This is a genomic window from Clostridium pasteurianum BC1 (assembly GCF_000389635.1).
GTDB lineage: Bacteria > Bacillota > Clostridia > Clostridiales > Clostridiaceae > Clostridium_I > Clostridium_I pasteurianum_A.
The window spans coordinates 1,214,484-1,231,390 of sequence record NC_021182.1 but is presented as its reverse complement, the minus strand read 5'-3'; the positions used below and the strand labels follow the sequence as shown (position 1 = coordinate 1,231,390).

Sequence of the window (16,907 nt, the reverse complement as noted above, 5' to 3'; positions counted from 1 at the left end):
AGACTGATACTGGAAACATTTTAGTATCAGTCTTTTTATAATCTTAAAATTTTATTTCTACAACATGTGCTCCCTCTGCCATAAATGGAATTATTCCATCCTGTACATGCTTTCCATCAATTGTTACAGATTTATTTTCTGATCTTTTAATTATTATATTATACATACAATTTTCATGTCTATAATTTATCTCATATTCATTCCATTCCTTTGGAACACAGGGATTTATTCTAAAGCCTCTTTCACCTACAAGTGACAAACCTAGAATCCCTTCTATGCCAACTCTATACATCCAACCAGCAGTACCTGTATACCAGGTCCATCCGCCTCTTCCCACATGTTCACCAGCATATACATCTGCAGCCATAACATAAGGCTCTACTTTATATATTTCACTTTCCTCTTTAGTTTTAGAATGATTTATAGGATTTATCATATTAAACAGTTTCCAAGCTTTATCTGTCTTCCCCAGCTTCGCCATGGCAAGTATTACCCAAGTTGCTGCATGAGTATACTGTCCTCCATTTTCTCTTACTCCTGGTACATAACCCTTTATATATCCTGGTTCCAATTTAGAATTATCAAAAGGAGGCGTTAATAATAAAACCATTCTTTCATTTTCTTTAACCAAATATTTTTCCAGTGAATCCATAGCAGCTTCTGCTCTTTCAGGGCTTGCTGCCTTTGAGATAACTGCCCAGGATTGAGAAAGTGAATCAATTCTACATTCATCATTTTTAACTGACCCTAGCGGTGTTCCATCATCAAAATATGCTCTTCTGTACCATTTTCCATCCCAAGCATTCTTTTCAAGATTCTCTTTTACAAAATCACTTAACTCTGAATATCTTTGACTCCTATATTCGTCTCCTTTAATTTTGCATATATCTTTAAAATCTCTTAGAATGCTATACACAAACCATCCAAGCCAAACACTTTCGCCTTTTCCCTGGTTTCCAACAGTACTCATTCCATCATTCCAATCACCACTACCCATTAGTGGTATATTGTGAATACCAAATTTAAGTCCCTTTTCTAAAGCTTTTATGCAATGTTCATATATGCTTCCTGTTTTATCGGACTTCTTGGATATACTATATCTTTCATCCTCACCCTCCTTTAAAGGCTCATCTTCAAGATATTCTACTGATTCTTCTAAAATACTGTAATCTCCAGTATTCTTTATATAATCGCTTGTTACATAAGGAAGCCATAACAAATCATCTGAAAATCTTGTTCTTATACCACTATCTACTACAGGATGCCACCAATGCTGTACATCTCCTTCAAGAAATTGCCTTGATGCACTTATAATAATCTGTTTTCTAGTCATTTTAGGTTTTAAAAAGCTTAAAGGCATTACATCCTGAAGCTGATCCCTAAAACCATAAGCTCCTCCAGACTGATAAAATGCAGTTCTAGACCATAATCTACAGCTTATTGCCTGATACATGAGCCATCCATTTAACATTATATCCATAGTTTCATCAGGAGTTTTAACCTTGATTTTACCAAGCATATTTTCCCAATAGGTTTTTGTAAGATATAATTCCTTAATTACATTATGATAATTAGAATATCTATCAATTACCTCTCCTATCTTCTCTAGACTTTCATCTTCTCCAAATATAATCCAAAGGCTATTCTCTTCTTCTGCCTCTAAACTTATTTTACAATTTTCAGCCATACAAGGATCCAACCCAGCTCCAATGTTATTAGAGAGAGTAATCTTTTTAAGTGCCTGTGGTGAAGTTAAGCTTCCACCTCTGCCAATAAACTCTTTTCTGTTTCCTGTAAAGCTTTCTTCGTTTCCACCTAAAATTTTTAAATAGGCATAAGAGTTCCCAAAATTTTGGCTATAAGGATTTTTAGAAAACATGAAATTTTTTTCTTTGTCTATATTAGTTACTATATGAATACCAGTATGACTAGGGACAACACCCATCACAATCTGACTATAGTAACTTACAGATAGATTTCTTTTAATATCAGATATATTTTTAAGCTTAACCTCAATAAATTTGACACTTTCCTCCATAGAGGCAAACATTGTCATTTCTCCAGCTATGCCATTAGCTGTATGCTTAAAATTAGAATATCCATAACCATGCTCTATAATATACTTTCCCTTATCTCTTATAGGTTTGGGAGAAATACTCCACAGCTTTCCTGTATCCTCATCTCTTATATAAATTGCTTCACCTAATTCATCAGTAACGTAGTCATTGGACCAAGGTGTTATCTTATTCTCTCGACTATTCCTAAACCAGGTATAGGCACTGCCCGCTTCGGAAATGTGGAAACCAAAATTTTTATTTGATATAACGTTTATCCAAGGAGCAGGGGTATTTTTATAATCCTCTAAGGTTATAACATACTCATTAGCTTCTGTGTCAAAACCTCCAAAACCATTATTATAGGCAAGTTCTCTCTCTGGATATTGAAATTCAGATACTCTATAATTTATATTCTTAGGTTGAATATCTGCTGCATCTTCCTTAAGCTTTATGCTGCTTTTTACCTGACTTACTAAAAGCCCTTTATCAGAATCTATAACAAGTCTGCTTATTCCCATTAAAAGTTTAATATCTTCTTCACCCATAGTTGCATTGCTGTGGAGGAAAACTCCTGCTGGTTTATTTTGTTTATCACGAGAACGACTTGATGCAATTACATCTCCTAAGGAATTTTGTAATTCCTGCAAATAAGAATTTCCATTCATATTTATTATTACAAGATCCACCTTTAAGCCTTTCATAGACCAGTATTCATGAGCATTAAGCATCTGTTTTACAAGCCCTATATCTGACTCATTTCTAACAATCAATAAAGCTATAGGTAAATCTCCTGATATACCATAAGCCCACAAAGCACTTTGAGATTTAGACACACCTTTAATGTAATACTCTCTTTCTCTTACCATGGTATTAATAAATAAAAGTTTTGAAGCCATAAGCTGATATAAATTTGCTTGATTTGGCTTAATACCAAGATAATTCAGTTCAACCTGACTCTGACTCCAGGAAAGTTCAAAGGCTCTTTTTATATTCTGAACTTGATGATACTTTATTGCCATATTCAATGCATCTTCTCTTGAGTCAGTAATAGAATTTACAAAAACAATACTGCAGGAAGTGCCAGGTTTTATCTTTATACTTCTTCTAATACTTATTATAGGATCCAGCACATTTCCAACTGTATTCTTTAATTTATCATTACCCTCATCAAAGCATAACGGACTGGTAACATCTCTACCTCTTCCTATAAAATTCACCCTACTTGTTTCATATTGAATATCATCATCATTTTCTCCATCTATGAACATAGTCTGCATAAGCCATGGTTTATCTTGCTTCTTAGCTCTAGGTCTTCTGTTGGCCAAAATACACATAGGACTTTCTACAAATTCTGTCCTAATAAATAAATTACTGAAGGCAGGATGAACCTCATCTGCATTTAAAGGAGCTAATGTTATTTCTGAATAACTAGTTAATTCAATGAGTTTTTCAACATTTCCATTATTTTTTAATGTAAACTTTCTTACCTCTGTATTATCTTCACTGGAAACAGCTATTTCAGTATGTGTTTCTACATCCCCATCTTTTCTTTTGAATTCTACTTTATCCAGAGCAAAAATAGCTTCATAGGAATCACCTTCTGTTTTGCTTGGCTCATAGGCAGCACTCCAAAGCCTATTATCTGTAATATCTCTTATATAGAAAAATAATCCCTTATCCTCAGTGGTTACGTCTTCCTTCCATCTATAAAGCATCATATCCTGTTTTTTACTATATCCACTTCCACTATTAGAGATCATCATAGAATAAACTCCATTTGATAATATGTGAGTTTCAGGCATTTCAGTTTTGGCATTGTTGTAAATTCTCACAATAAAATTACTTCTATCATTTTTCTCATTATTTACTGCTTCAAATACCTTATCTCTATCATAAACCACTCTCTTAGGAACTCTTTCCTGGAGTAATAATTCTGTCGCCTTTATTTTTGGGATATTATGGAATATGTTTTGTAAAACAAACCTATTTAGTATATTATCCAAGGCCATTAGACTCATTCCCTGATGATGCACCATAAAACATTTTATAATAGCCTTTTTTATATTTTTAGGTAATCTGTTTTCTGTGTAATCTACAGCTTCATAAAAACCATACTTTCCCTCAAGACCTTCTGACATAATTCTCTTTATATTACTAAGTGAATTATTAACATCCTGCTGCATGGCAAGTACTGTTGAGTATGGAGATATTACCAATTCATCCACCAGCCCTCTTTTCAGTCCTATACCTGGAACACCAAAAGCTTTATACTGATAATTAGAAGCTATATCAAATTTATAAAAAGCTGATTCAGATATTCCCCAGCAGGATATCTTTCTATCTTTAATATATTTTTTCTGGCCTTCTACTACGCTTTTGTAGGTTTCATTTAAAAGCGTATCTTCATAGTTCTTCATTATAAGCATAGGCATGAAATATTCAAACATAGTTCCACTCCAAGATACAAGGCCTTTGCCTTTCCCCATAAAACTCATAGCTCTTCCAAGTTTAAACCAATGACTTTGCTCTACATCTCCCTTTGCAATAGCTACAAAACTTGCCTGTCTTGATTCTGAAGCCAATAAATCATAGTAACAGTTTGATATTTTATTTGCTTCCATATCATAGCCTATGGAAAATAATTGTCTTTTGGAATCAAAAACTATTTTAAAATCAGTTTCCTCTGCCATAGTATCCAATCTCATTCTTATATCTTCCACTTTATTAATAAGCTTTTCAATTTGAGTCTTGCTTTCATTAAACATATTAATAATTTTATCTATCCAAGTTATATCCTTTCCAAAAGAAAAAGCATCGTCACTTACAGTAAAGGTACTTATTATTTTATCAATTTCCTTTGGTATATCTTTAAGAGCCACATTATTTGATAAATTTTTTATGGCATTTCCCTTATTATTTATCATTTCATCTCTTTTTGAAACCAACTCTGCCCAAGGAAAAATTCTATCTATCTCATCTAAGCCCATTTTTATCTGATGCCTTGCTTTTGAATTCCAATAAAGTATTATATTTTTATTATTTTTTTCAAACTTGTCACATTCACCAGATAAAGTGGTTAAAGTTCTTTTCCATGTAGCAGCATCCATATTATAAGCCTCTATTTCGCTTATCATAGAATTATAGTTATTTTTTACTGAAAAAGCATTTTCTATCTCCTCATTGGAAAGTCTTAAAATATCACAAATTCCCTTTGCATATCTAATAGTTATTAAGGGCTCACTTATATATTCCTGTAAAGCTCTGGATGCCAGCCATAAATATCCTACTAAATTTCCGCTGTCTACTGTTGAAATATATCTAGGATTTAATGGTTGCTTTGTCTTTGTATCATACCAATTATAAAAATGTCCTTTATATTTTTCCAAGGATTCCATACTGGTAAGTATTTTATCTAGTCTATCTACAAGTTCAGGCAATGTTAAATATCCTAAATCATAGGCAGCTAAGTTAGATGTAATACCCATTCCCATATTCGTCGGTGAAGTCCTATGAGCTACTCCTTTTGCAGGATCTTCCTGATAATTGTCTGGTGCCAGCCAGTTTTCTTCATCATTTATGAAATCTTCAAAATATGCAAAAGTTTTTCTACTTATCCTTCTAAGTAGATTTCTATCTTCATCAGATAACTTAATATCAACTTTTTTTCTATCCTTACTGATAAAGTAAGCTATAATAGGACTTATAAACCAAAGAATGCAGGATGGAAGTATAATGTATCCTACAGGCTGCTGTGCCTTAAAACCCAAAGCTGCTATTATTGCTGCTACAGCACTTCCCGTCCACATATATAATAGATATCCTGTAAATTTTTTATTACTATTTGCCTCTGTATCAGCAGCAGTCTGCCATTCCAATAATTTTTTTCTGCTTATAGTTATTCTATATAGAGTTCTAAAAATAGCATCCAGCATTAAACATGCATTAAAAGTTAAAAAAGTAAATATTAAAAATACCTGTTCAATGACATTTTTATTGCTATTCATCTTTCCAGATATACTTATTCCCCTCATTGGTGAAGCTACAATCTCCGAAACATCAAAAAGCCATGGGGAAATAAGAGCTATAAATGCTAAACTGAGCCATTTATCTATACCATCTGGAACAATTGTAAGGGAAAGTATCAATAAGATTATAATAGAAAGAGATAAAGTACTTCGTCTTAAATTATCTAACATCTTCCATTTTGAAATAACATTTAACGAAGAAGGTTTAAACATATATGGTATGAGCTGCCAATCTCCTCTTACCCATCTGTGTAATCTTTTAGTTCCAGAATTATAATAAGATGGATATGCATCAATAAATTCCACATCTGTTACCAGCGCGCATCTAGCATAGGCTCCCTCTAGCAAATCATGGCTTAATACTGAATTCTCTTTTATCTGTCCATCAATTGCATTTTGAAAAACATCTATATCATAAATTCCCTTACCGGTATATATACCTTCTCCAAATAAATCCTGATAAGCATCAGAGATGGCAGTACTATAGGTATCTATACCTGTTTCTCCAGAAAATATTTTTGAGTAGAAGGTCTTATTGGCACTTACTGTATCTATGCTTATTCTCGGCTGCATAATGCCATAACCCCTTGTAACCTTTTTCTTCTTAGTGTCTACAATAGCTTTATTCAATACATGGCTCATTGCCCCCACTAATTTTTTAGCTGTATCCCTTGGAAGCTGAGTATCCGAATCCAGTGTTATAACATATTTTACATCCTGCAGCTTTACTATTGATCCACTTATAACATTATAGCTGGTGTCACTGCCTCCACGAAGAAGCTGATTAAATTCCATTAGCTTTCCACGCTTTCTTTCCCATCCAAGCCAGCTATTTTGTTTTTTATTATAGGTTCTAGCTCTATTAAGGAAATAAAAGATATCCTCATTTTTTCTTTTATATTTTTCATTAAGCAATTTTATATCATTTAATGCTGTTTCATTAATTTTATTGTCCTCTGCCTCACTTTCGTTTTGGCTATCTTTAAAATCTCCTAGTACAGCAAAATATAAATTATTTTCTTCATTTGCAAGATAATATACTTCAAGTTTACTAATAATTTCATGAACAGTTTTTTCATCACTTAATATAGCCGGTATGACAACAATAGTTTTACAATCACTTGATATTCCCTCTGAAAGTTCCATTTTAGGTATAAATTTTGGTGTAGCAAGATGGTTTATACTCCAATTTAAAATTGAATTAACAATCTCACTACAAGGTATTATTATAGCTATACCTGAAATTATATATCTCCATAAAATAAAATTAGCATCATCTGCTAAACTTCTTGCTATAATAAATATCAAAAGCCCTATAGTGCCAGCAATATTTAAAAATATATACCATGCTGCTTTATGCTTTTTAAAAGCATATGTAAATATATCTATTCCCCTGGCTCTATAGCTTATTTTTCTCTTAAGATAATTTACTCCTTTATCTATAATGTAATATCCTACATGTTTTTCATATTCATTTTTAGATTTTTCACTAGCATTTAGAGAACATTCTATACACAGTCTAGCTAAATAGGATTCAGAAATACCCATATGCTTAGCCATTCTCTCTACATTATGCCTATAATAATCTCTGGAGTTAAAATCCATTTTTCCATAAATTCCACTGGGATCCTGCCTTAATATTTCATCCGTATAGCTTAATTTTTCAAAACCTTCTGTCCAGTTCAAAGCTTCTACTTCCCTTATGGAATTAATGCAATTTCCCATAGAAAGCTGAAATCCAATTTCCTTTTGATGTTCAGTTATCATAATTTTTTCACTGCTACTTTCTATAGCAGCTAAATTATTTTCTATCCAATTGTATATATTTTCATTATCTATTCCATTATCTCTTAAATCCTTTAAAAGTCTTCCTGCAAAATGTGCTGTAAACTTAGGTTTTTCAGCTATTATATTTTTCAATTCTTCATCTATTTTTCCATTATTTACAGCATTTATTAATCCATCTCCTAATCTATCAGCTCTATTTTTTTCTTTCTGAGCTGTTACTATTTTATTTGTAACACTGCCTATATTTTGCAGTAGAGCAATTCTAAGCATATTTGGCAAAGCCCATAGTTCACTATTTGTAAGTACAGTTTGTTTCTGATAGGTTTCAATAAAGGACATTATAGTCTTTTCATCGATTTTTCCATATGTATGAGATACCATTTCCATAGCAATATGATATACCCTAGGATACCCCTTAAATATCCCCTTATTTACAGCAGGTAAATTTTTATAACAATACTCTGGCAAATTATGTTTTATATCCTTATATTCTTTTTCTATTAAATATAAATTATCCATTAACCACTCTGCTGCTGGAATCACATCTCTCTTATACCTTGTATCTCTATCTATATATTCATATCCTGCAAGTATATCTCTGTAATTCTTATCAATACTTTTCATTATTTTTCTTTTACTATTTGTAGTTTTAATCCTTTTGTGATAATCAGATATATAGGCAGCATGTCTTTTTAGTCCCTCTCCCTCCAAATTTATAGGAGGAAACTCTTCAAAAGAATCATTCCTATGTCTTATCTCAAAGGTAACAACTATAAATATTGATAAAATTAAAATTACAGCACTTATCTGTATATATATGTAAGGCATAAATAACCGTCCTTTCCTAAAAAAATACAAAGCATCTTTGAATTATTATTTATTTTTGGATGCTTAATTTATTATTCCCATATTTGAAACATTTAATCAGAAAATTAGAATCGATATTAAAAAGTCAACAGATATTTGGCATACTGTTGACTTTTTAATATTTTAAATTATTTTATCCGATAACTTATAAAATCAAAGGTTCTCTGAAGGTTTAACCTTAACTTTATTCATAAAGAACAGAGCAAGAATGAAAAAGCATGCTCCATAGAAGAACATATATTTATAGCCAATAAGATCCATAATAGCTCCGAGAAATGGAGGGGAAATTATGTTTGCTACTGAAGAAAATAGATAGTAGAGTCCTGTATAAGTACCTATATACCCTGCAGGAGCCATTTCTGCTACATATGGATAGGAATTTATATTAATTAAAGCCCAAAAAAATCCAAATATTAAAAATGTAATTCTTATAGGAGTTATAGAGTGAAGAAAAGCTACTATTAAAAAACCTACTATTATACCAATAATACCAATTTGTATTGTCCTCTGCTTACCAAGTTTGGTTCCGATAATTCCTGCTGGTATGGCGAAGACCAAGAAGCTTAAGGATACAAAAGTAAAAGACATAGCTGCAGTGCTTACTTTTACACCTAAATATATTTCACCATAACGTGTAAAAAATGTTTCTATACCATTAAAGCCTATAAACCATGAACATATGCCAAATAACAAATACCGTGTATTTTGACTTTTCAGACCTTGCCTTAAGCCTTTTATTAGGTCTACCTTGTCTTCAGAATTCTCATATTGAATAACATCTCTTTTTTCCTTAATAAAGTTAAAGGTAATTATAAATGAAATAAGTATAAGTACAGCAGCAAGATAAAATGGATAGGCAGGATTTTTATCCCATAATAATGAACCAACAAAATATGCAATGAGGGAACCTATACCTCCCATAAAATTAATGATACTATTTGCTTTACTTCTGTTTTCCTCATAGGTTATGTCAGGCATTAATGCTACTACTGGTGAACGGAATATGCTCATGGATAAATTCATAAGTACAAGGAAAATAATCATAGTTTTGAGGTTTGTATTATTTGGAATCAGCGTTACAAAAATAGCTGCAAGCGGCATTCCAAGCATTATATACTGACCAGGTTATGCTCACAGCAAAAAATCCGAATCCAAGTAGAAAGGTTTTTTTGTAATTGAGTTTTTTCATTTTAGACCCCCTAAATATTTAAGTCTGTATTCTACTAGACCTGTTCTCTTTGTTTCTTTATTTACATATTCGTCATGAATGAGTAGAGTACCAAAACTCCATCTTTGGTCATCTGTACGTCAGTTTCAATTCCTGTACAGTTCATTTATATAACTTTTTTTAAAAGCTATCATAGTATTTTCTGGGAAATATCCTCTAGCACCTCGGTGAGCGAAATTAATAACCATAGAAGTACCCCCTATTATATTATTAATAAGCAATATTCTTTATGGTCTACTTTATGGTCTATAAAAAACCTTTTATTTTTTATAAGTTTAACATAAACTTAAAGATATAAAAACTATCCCTGTAGTGAGGGCTTACCTAAACTTGCTAAAGTTAAAACAATAAATATTATATTACACAAGTACTTGTTGTATAATATAATAAAGACTTGATAGTGAAGTAATTTCAAAAAAGCTCTGTATTTAGACATTTTCACTAAATACAGAGCTTTATATATAAATCTGCTAGCCATTGTTTAAAACTTTATAAAAAGTATCATTGTATGTCTTACCTTTGTACACAACTGATACATCAATCCTGACATTATATCCTTTAGGCAAATCACTTAAGCTTACAGGTATAGATTTAAGATTATTTGAAGCAGTATCCTTATAATTTACATCTCTACCTTGTAAATGAAAAGTTATATCATAATTTAAAGCTTCACCCGCTGAACCTTGCGCAAAATCAAAATAAATTTCACTAAAAGTATCAACATACCATATTCGTCTCATACCAAATCCATTAGGAGCTATTATTCCATCATTTTTTTTAATACTAAACCATCCATTACTAACACCTACAGTCTCAGTATAATTTGTTGTGGAATTAGAACTTTGTTGAGTTTTACTATTACTATTTGTAGTTGAATTAATGTTCTTCTGAGTATTATTATTACTATTTGCAGTTATATTAGCATTCTTCTGGGTATTACTATTACTGTTTGTAGTTGAATTAGTATTTTTCTCAGCAGTTTCTTTTTTTAATTGTTCAGCTTCTTGTAATTGTCTAGCCTTATTTTCTTCATCTTCTTTTTGCTTTTTTATTAGCGAATCATATTCATTCTTTAGCTGATTTGCCTCGTTATTATTACTATCGAAGTTTAATACTACATTTAGAAAATTTATTGCTGAATCGTATTTTTTATTATTAGCTTCATTTTTTGCATTTTCAATATTCTCAGCTATATGTAATTTTTTTAATTCATTAATTTTATTATTTGAATCTATGTATCTCTTACTATCCTCTTTAGCTACTTTTTTAAAGGAATCCATTGCTTCAATATATTTTTTATCTTTGTATAGCTGCATTCCTTGATCATAACTCTGCTTTGAATTCTTAACTTTATTAGCTAAATTGATGTTGTCATTAATCTCTTTGCTATGTTTTTTCCCCAAAAATGTTGATTGTGCTTTTTTATAAGAAACAATTGAACTATCAAACTTGTCCTCTTTTAAAAACTGTGTTCCATTATTCATTAAATTATTATAACTATTTAAACTATATGCATAAACTGATGACGTCATAATAATAAAGAATACTATACATGTTACTATAATTAGCCTGATTCTTTTCCTTTTTCTTATGTTTTCTTTTCTCATTTTTTATTCACCATACCTTATATTATCAATGAATCTTACTTGGAGGGAGTTTGTAGTAAGAAAAACTCCAAGTTTCTGCTGTAGAGTCTGTTTTTTGATATTTTAAATTATATCATGGAATTTATGTAGAATAAAACAATATCTTGTATCATATTTAAAGTTATTTATGTGATATTTCGATATTTATTAATATATTTTTAACAAACGTATAACATAATTAAAAATATTATTTAAGTTTACTTAATTTAGAGAGTTATTATTAAATGTAATATATTACATTTGAATTAAAGTAATAATTTAACTATTATATTAATTTCAAACTATATTATATAAAAAAGAATTTAGCATGTAATTTTACTACTAAATCCTCTTTTTATTATTTAAATTTTATCTGATGTAATAAGTCCCATCTCCTATTAATTTAAACTGATATTATTTTTAACCTTGCAAATGGTTCTACTGCCAATAGCCACTAATCATCAGCTAAAACAAACTCCCTAATAGCCTCTGCTACCCCATCCTCATCATTAGTTAAAGCTATTTTATTTGCGCATCTTTTAACTTTGTCAGGAGCATTACCCATGGCAATGCCAAGACCTGCATATTCTATCATATCCATATCGTTATAGTTATCACCCATGGCGAGTATTTCATCTCTATCTATGCCAAACTTTTCTTTCAATACACTAATTGCTGAGGTTTTTGAAGCTTCCTTAGGCATAATCTCAAGGTAGGTTGGTTTAGAAGGATATATATTCAAATCATAGTCCTTAACTTTTCCCTTTAGCAAATTTATTTCATCAGACTCCGCCATACATAAAATCTTGTTAGGCCCTGTTTCATACTCTTTCCAAAGCTTAATAAGCTCATTAAAACTAGCAATTATTGGAGTAATATTCGTTATATCACTTTCCTGTTTAGCCCAGTAATCCATTTTTTCTATATACCATTCATCATCTTTATACAAGCTCATGTGAACCTTTTCATTGCAAACAAGCTTATATAATCTCTCTAAATTATGAGCTGGTATAATATTTTTTGATAGAATATTACTACTTTTATCCAAAATCAAGGCACCACTATAGCAGATAATCGGCTGCTCTATTTCCAGTTCCTCCTGCAAAAACAATATTCCCTTTGGCATCCTTGCAGAAACTAATATAACTGGTATTTCTCTTTCGTTAGAAGCTATTTTAATTACTTCTTTTGTTCTTTCTGAAATTTCATGCTTAGAATTTAGTAAAGTACCATCAATATCTAAACATATCATTTTAATTTTACTCATTTAACCCATCTCCCATTAAATACAATTATTAATTACTTACAAATAATCAACTGAATATCCTGTGCCTCAATAATATTCATAAACACCTCAGGTGGTCTTTGATCCGTAATAATCACATCTACCTGCTCCCAATTTACTCCTTTATAATAACTGGAAAGCTTAAATTTTTTACAGTCAGTAAGAATAATTACTTTATCAGACTTCTTTACCGCAGCTTGTTTAACAAAAGTATCTTCTTCGTCATCATAGTATATCCCGTCTTCATTTATTGCTGCTGCTCCTATAAAAGCTGCATCGAACCTTATTCCATTAAGATAATCCGTACATCCCGGTTTATAAAAGAATCTATTTTTGTCGTGGAGTTTACCTCCTATGGAATGTACCACAATCTCTTTTTTCTCTGAAAGTATTTCAATATTATCTAAAGAATGAGTGAATACAGTGACACTTTTATTTAGATATTCTGCTAGAAAGCTAACAGTTGTGGACACATCAAAGAAATAATGCTCTTTTTCATTGATAAATTCCATAGCTTTCTTAGAAATAGCCTTTTTCTCCTCAGAATAATATTTAAGTCTTTCCCTGTAGGCTTCAATTGTGTTTCTTAGAGTTGGCAGGCTGATTCCACCATGAGTACGAATTGCCGTTCCCTGCTCTATAAGCTTTATAATATCACGTCTTGCAGTATCCCTTGACACACTGAACATTTCACAAATATTATGAATGGACATGTTATTGTGTCCCTTTAAATATTCAAGTATTTTTAAAAGTCTTTCTTCCTGGTACATTCAATCACCTTATCCTTTAATTTATAACACTATCTACATAATAATTAAGCTGTGTGGATCAATATTAATATTTTGCGATACTATAATATCTACAAAAGAATTGCAACTCATTGGATCCACAATGATAATATCTATTTCATTTAAGTCTAAGCCTTTATAGCAAGAAACATTTTTGTATTTTTCATGCTCTGCAAGTAAAATAACTCTTTTAGCTTTTTTAGCTGCTTCTCTTTTAATATCAGCATCTTCTTTATCATCATAATATATTCCATCTTTTGTTATAGCCGTAGCCCCTAAAAAAGCAACATCAAAATTTATTCCTTCAAAATAATTTTTGTTGTCTTCACTATAAAAAAATCTATTATTTTTATTAAGAGTATTTCCAACAGAATGCACTTCAACATCTTTTTTCTCTGAAAGAATATACAAATTATCTATTGAATGAGTATATACAGTAATTTTTTTATCTATAGATTGGGCCAGAAATTGAATACTTGTAGAAACATCAAAAAAATAGCTTTTGCCTTCTCTAATAAACATTAAAGCCTTTTCAACAATTTTCTTTTTCTCTTCTGAGCGTATACTAAGTCTTTCTTCATAAGAATGATTACATTGTTTGCAATATTTACTTTCATTATCTTGATGCATATAATCACCCCCTGCTTTTATTATAAGCATTTATAAGTATTTAATCAACACTTTTAAGTATTATTTTTTTTACCATTATATAAAATAATTTTTGTGGAAAGTTATCTTACATCTGTGAACTTTCAATTTAGGAAGATAACAATGCCTAGTAAATACACTATATAAGTATAAAAAAGGAGCTGCCTCACAATACATATATGTATTGTGAGGCAGCTTTTTAACTATTCTGCTATTAAAATAATATAAACAGAGTTCTTTGTTTCAGGTGGAGTTTTTTTCTCCAACTGAAACTTAGAAATCGTTATCCAGGGACGTATCAGCCGTTATCTCCCACTTTGATAGAAGTTTGGGGTATTACGGATGGTAGTCATCGGATAAATTTATTTATACTTACTTTTTCTTAACTGATAATTTCTTTTGATATCTAAAAACCATATCACTTACAAAATTTCTTGGAAGTCTTGTGAGTATTTTATTAGCTACCCCTGGAATCACTACTCTTTTATTATTTTTTAGTCCCTCATAAGCTATCTTGGCTACTTTATCCGGTTCCATAGCTATTGATGAATTCTCTCTTCCAGCTGCCTTTGCAAAATTTGTTCTGGTGGCTCCAGGGCACAAGACAGTAACCGTTACATTGTAAGGTTTTAATTCCTTGTAAAGTGCCTCTGAGAATGATAGTACATAGGCTTTTGTAGCATAGTAAATTGCAATAAATGGACCTGGAGCAAAAGAACCTGTAGAGGCTACATTCAAAATTTTACCTTTTTTTCTCTCTATCATTTTTCTTGAAAAGAGCTTTGTGATCTCAGTTAAAGTAATTATATTAAGCTTCAGCATTTCCATATCCTTTTCAATTTCAATCTCATGAAATAGTCCTACAGCCCCTACACCAGCATTGTTTATAAGCACGTCCACCTGCAAATTTCTATCAGTAACATTATCAAATAATTTCTTTGCAGCACCCACTTTTGATAAATCCTGTCCAATTATTTCAACCTTTATTTTATATTCATCAATTAATTCATCAGCTAATTTTCTGAGTTTTTCAGTACTCCTTGAAACTAAAATTATATTATATTTATGTAAAGCAAATACTTTGGCCAGTTCACGGCCTATTCCACTGGAGGCTCCGGTTATTAGCACTGTATCCATATCATTCATCAATTTAACTCCTCTACTATCTGACTTAAATTGATAATTACATTTTCTATAGTAATACTCTTTCTTTTAAAGGCTGTAATTTTTCACGATATTCTGGAGAAATTCTATTAAGTACATCTATTACGTCAGAAGCTTTAACAGAATCAATGCTGCAAACTAGATCATATAAAAGTGGTTCTAGAAATTCTTCTGTAGAAGGTACTTCTTTAATAATTTCAGAAATGGGCTTAACATAGGTTAAAATTTCCTTTGCAAATTCCTCGGATACTATATCTAAATAATAATAGGTAAAACCATATTTATAAATTTCCACTAGTCTAATTGCAAAATGTAAACTTTCACTTAAAAACAAATCACATATGTGTGTACAATCTATTGTTGATCTGGCATTTAAGGGAATTTGCTCTTTTATAAACTTTTGCTCTTTCTCAAAATCATAGGTTTCTATATTAGAAGTCTTTGAAAACAGAAAATAAATTCTATTCCAAAACAAGTAACATTCCTCACATAATTCATTATCCAGAGGCAATTTAAGTGCTAATTCATCTATACCATCAATTATTCCCCACAATCCTGCAACATCATCATAAGTATTTATTCTTGGAATAACCTTAGAAATAAGTAACCGCATGTATTTAACATTTTCATTATTAAATAATTCAGGTTGTTTTTGAAACTCTGATAAAAGTTTTTTCCCCTGTGTTAAAAGAATATTATGTCTTTCTGTAGAATTATAAAATACTGATAATTTCCATTTAAGGGCAATCCCTTTAAGCACTGGCTGATAGATCCAAAGTTCATCAGCTTTTATTATTTTTTCAAGTTCTTCTATTATTTCAGTTTTTGAAAGTGAAAAACTTAATATAAGTTCCATAAAATGTTTTTCCTGATTATCTAACATATTTCTATTATATTCATAGAAAGTGTTAGCTTCCCCTTCTCTATCATTCATCAATAAAGCTAAAATATAACCAATTACTCCTACTCCACCATTTTCATAGTGCACCTCAAACAAATTCAAAGCAGCTATATGTAAGCCATCCTGGAGATATGCTGTTGCCAAATTATCTTCTATTGTACGTACATGACCTCTAGGCGCCTCTTTAAGAGAAATTTTAAATAAATCAATAGCTGTCTTAGAATCATGTTCATACAAAGCAGCTATTCCCAGCAAATTATCTCTTTCAAATTTTCTTTTCTCCTTATCGGCCAAGTTATGATATTTTTTTGAAATTTGTTTATAATCTTTTTTACTTAATAACTTATTTAACCATCTATTTTTGATAAGATTAACAATAAGACTAATAAATCCACTAAAATATTTGTGTAAAAATAAAGTTGCTTCTACTATAAGAACAACCAGTATAACGAATATTATAAAAAAAAGTAAATCCTTGTTAATATGTGCCACCTCCTTAAAATATGTATATATAATTTATATTACTCTTTA

Annotated in this window: 10 protein-coding genes; all 10 read right to left on the bottom strand. The window is 30.7% G+C overall.

Features of this window, described 5'->3' with window-relative positions:
* Positions 1-43 precede the first annotated feature (43 nt).
* Positions 44-8,698 carry a GH36-type glycosyl hydrolase domain-containing protein gene (locus CLOPA_RS05660; RefSeq protein ID WP_015614505.1) on the bottom strand — a complete coding sequence of 2,885 codons (8,655 nt, stop codon included), beginning with the start codon at positions 8,696-8,698 and terminating at the stop codon, positions 44-46.
* Positions 8,699-8,890: 192 nt separating this feature from the next.
* Positions 8,891-9,838, bottom strand: a complete 948-nt coding sequence (locus CLOPA_RS05655) for an MFS transporter (protein ID WP_242834274.1) — start codon at positions 9,836-9,838, stop codon at positions 8,891-8,893.
* The gene (locus CLOPA_RS26425; protein WP_278246035.1) at positions 9,798-9,926 is read right to left on the bottom strand and encodes a hypothetical protein; all 129 of its coding nucleotides are present in this window, start codon (positions 9,924-9,926) and stop codon (positions 9,798-9,800) included. Before CLOPA_RS26425 ends, CLOPA_RS05655 begins: the two co-directional genes overlap by 41 nt.
* A 61-nt stretch (positions 9,927-9,987) precedes the next feature.
* Positions 9,988-10,038 (bottom strand): hypothetical protein, encoded by a 51-nt coding sequence (locus CLOPA_RS25905; protein ID WP_242834307.1) that lies wholly within the window; start codon positions 10,036-10,038, stop codon positions 9,988-9,990.
* Between the two features lie 397 nt (positions 10,039-10,435).
* Positions 10,436-11,572, bottom strand: a complete 1,137-nt coding sequence (locus tag CLOPA_RS05650) for a hypothetical protein (RefSeq protein WP_015614503.1) — start codon at positions 11,570-11,572, stop codon at positions 10,436-10,438.
* Positions 11,573-12,044: 472 nt separating this feature from the next.
* Positions 12,045-12,857, bottom strand: a complete 813-nt coding sequence (locus tag CLOPA_RS05645) for a Cof-type HAD-IIB family hydrolase (RefSeq protein ID WP_015614502.1) — start codon at positions 12,855-12,857, stop codon at positions 12,045-12,047.
* 32 nt (positions 12,858-12,889) lie between these two features.
* Positions 12,890-13,645: a DeoR/GlpR family DNA-binding transcription regulator gene (locus CLOPA_RS05640; protein ID WP_015614501.1), complete on the bottom strand. Its 756-nt coding sequence runs from the start codon at positions 13,643-13,645 to the stop codon at positions 12,890-12,892.
* Between the two features lie 33 nt (positions 13,646-13,678).
* Complete coding sequence (locus CLOPA_RS05635; RefSeq protein ID WP_015614500.1) at positions 13,679-14,293, bottom strand: DeoR/GlpR family DNA-binding transcription regulator; 615 nt, start codon at positions 14,291-14,293, stop codon at positions 13,679-13,681.
* A 390-nt stretch (positions 14,294-14,683) separates the two neighbouring features.
* Entirely contained in the window at positions 14,684-15,457 is a 774-nt protein-coding gene (locus CLOPA_RS05630) for an SDR family NAD(P)-dependent oxidoreductase (protein ID WP_015614499.1), read from the bottom strand.
* A gap of 46 nt (positions 15,458-15,503) precedes the next feature.
* Positions 15,504-16,868, bottom strand: coding sequence for a hypothetical protein (locus CLOPA_RS05625; protein ID WP_015614498.1), 1,365 nt, complete (start codon positions 16,866-16,868; stop codon positions 15,504-15,506).
* Between the last annotated feature and the right edge of the window lie 39 nt (positions 16,869-16,907).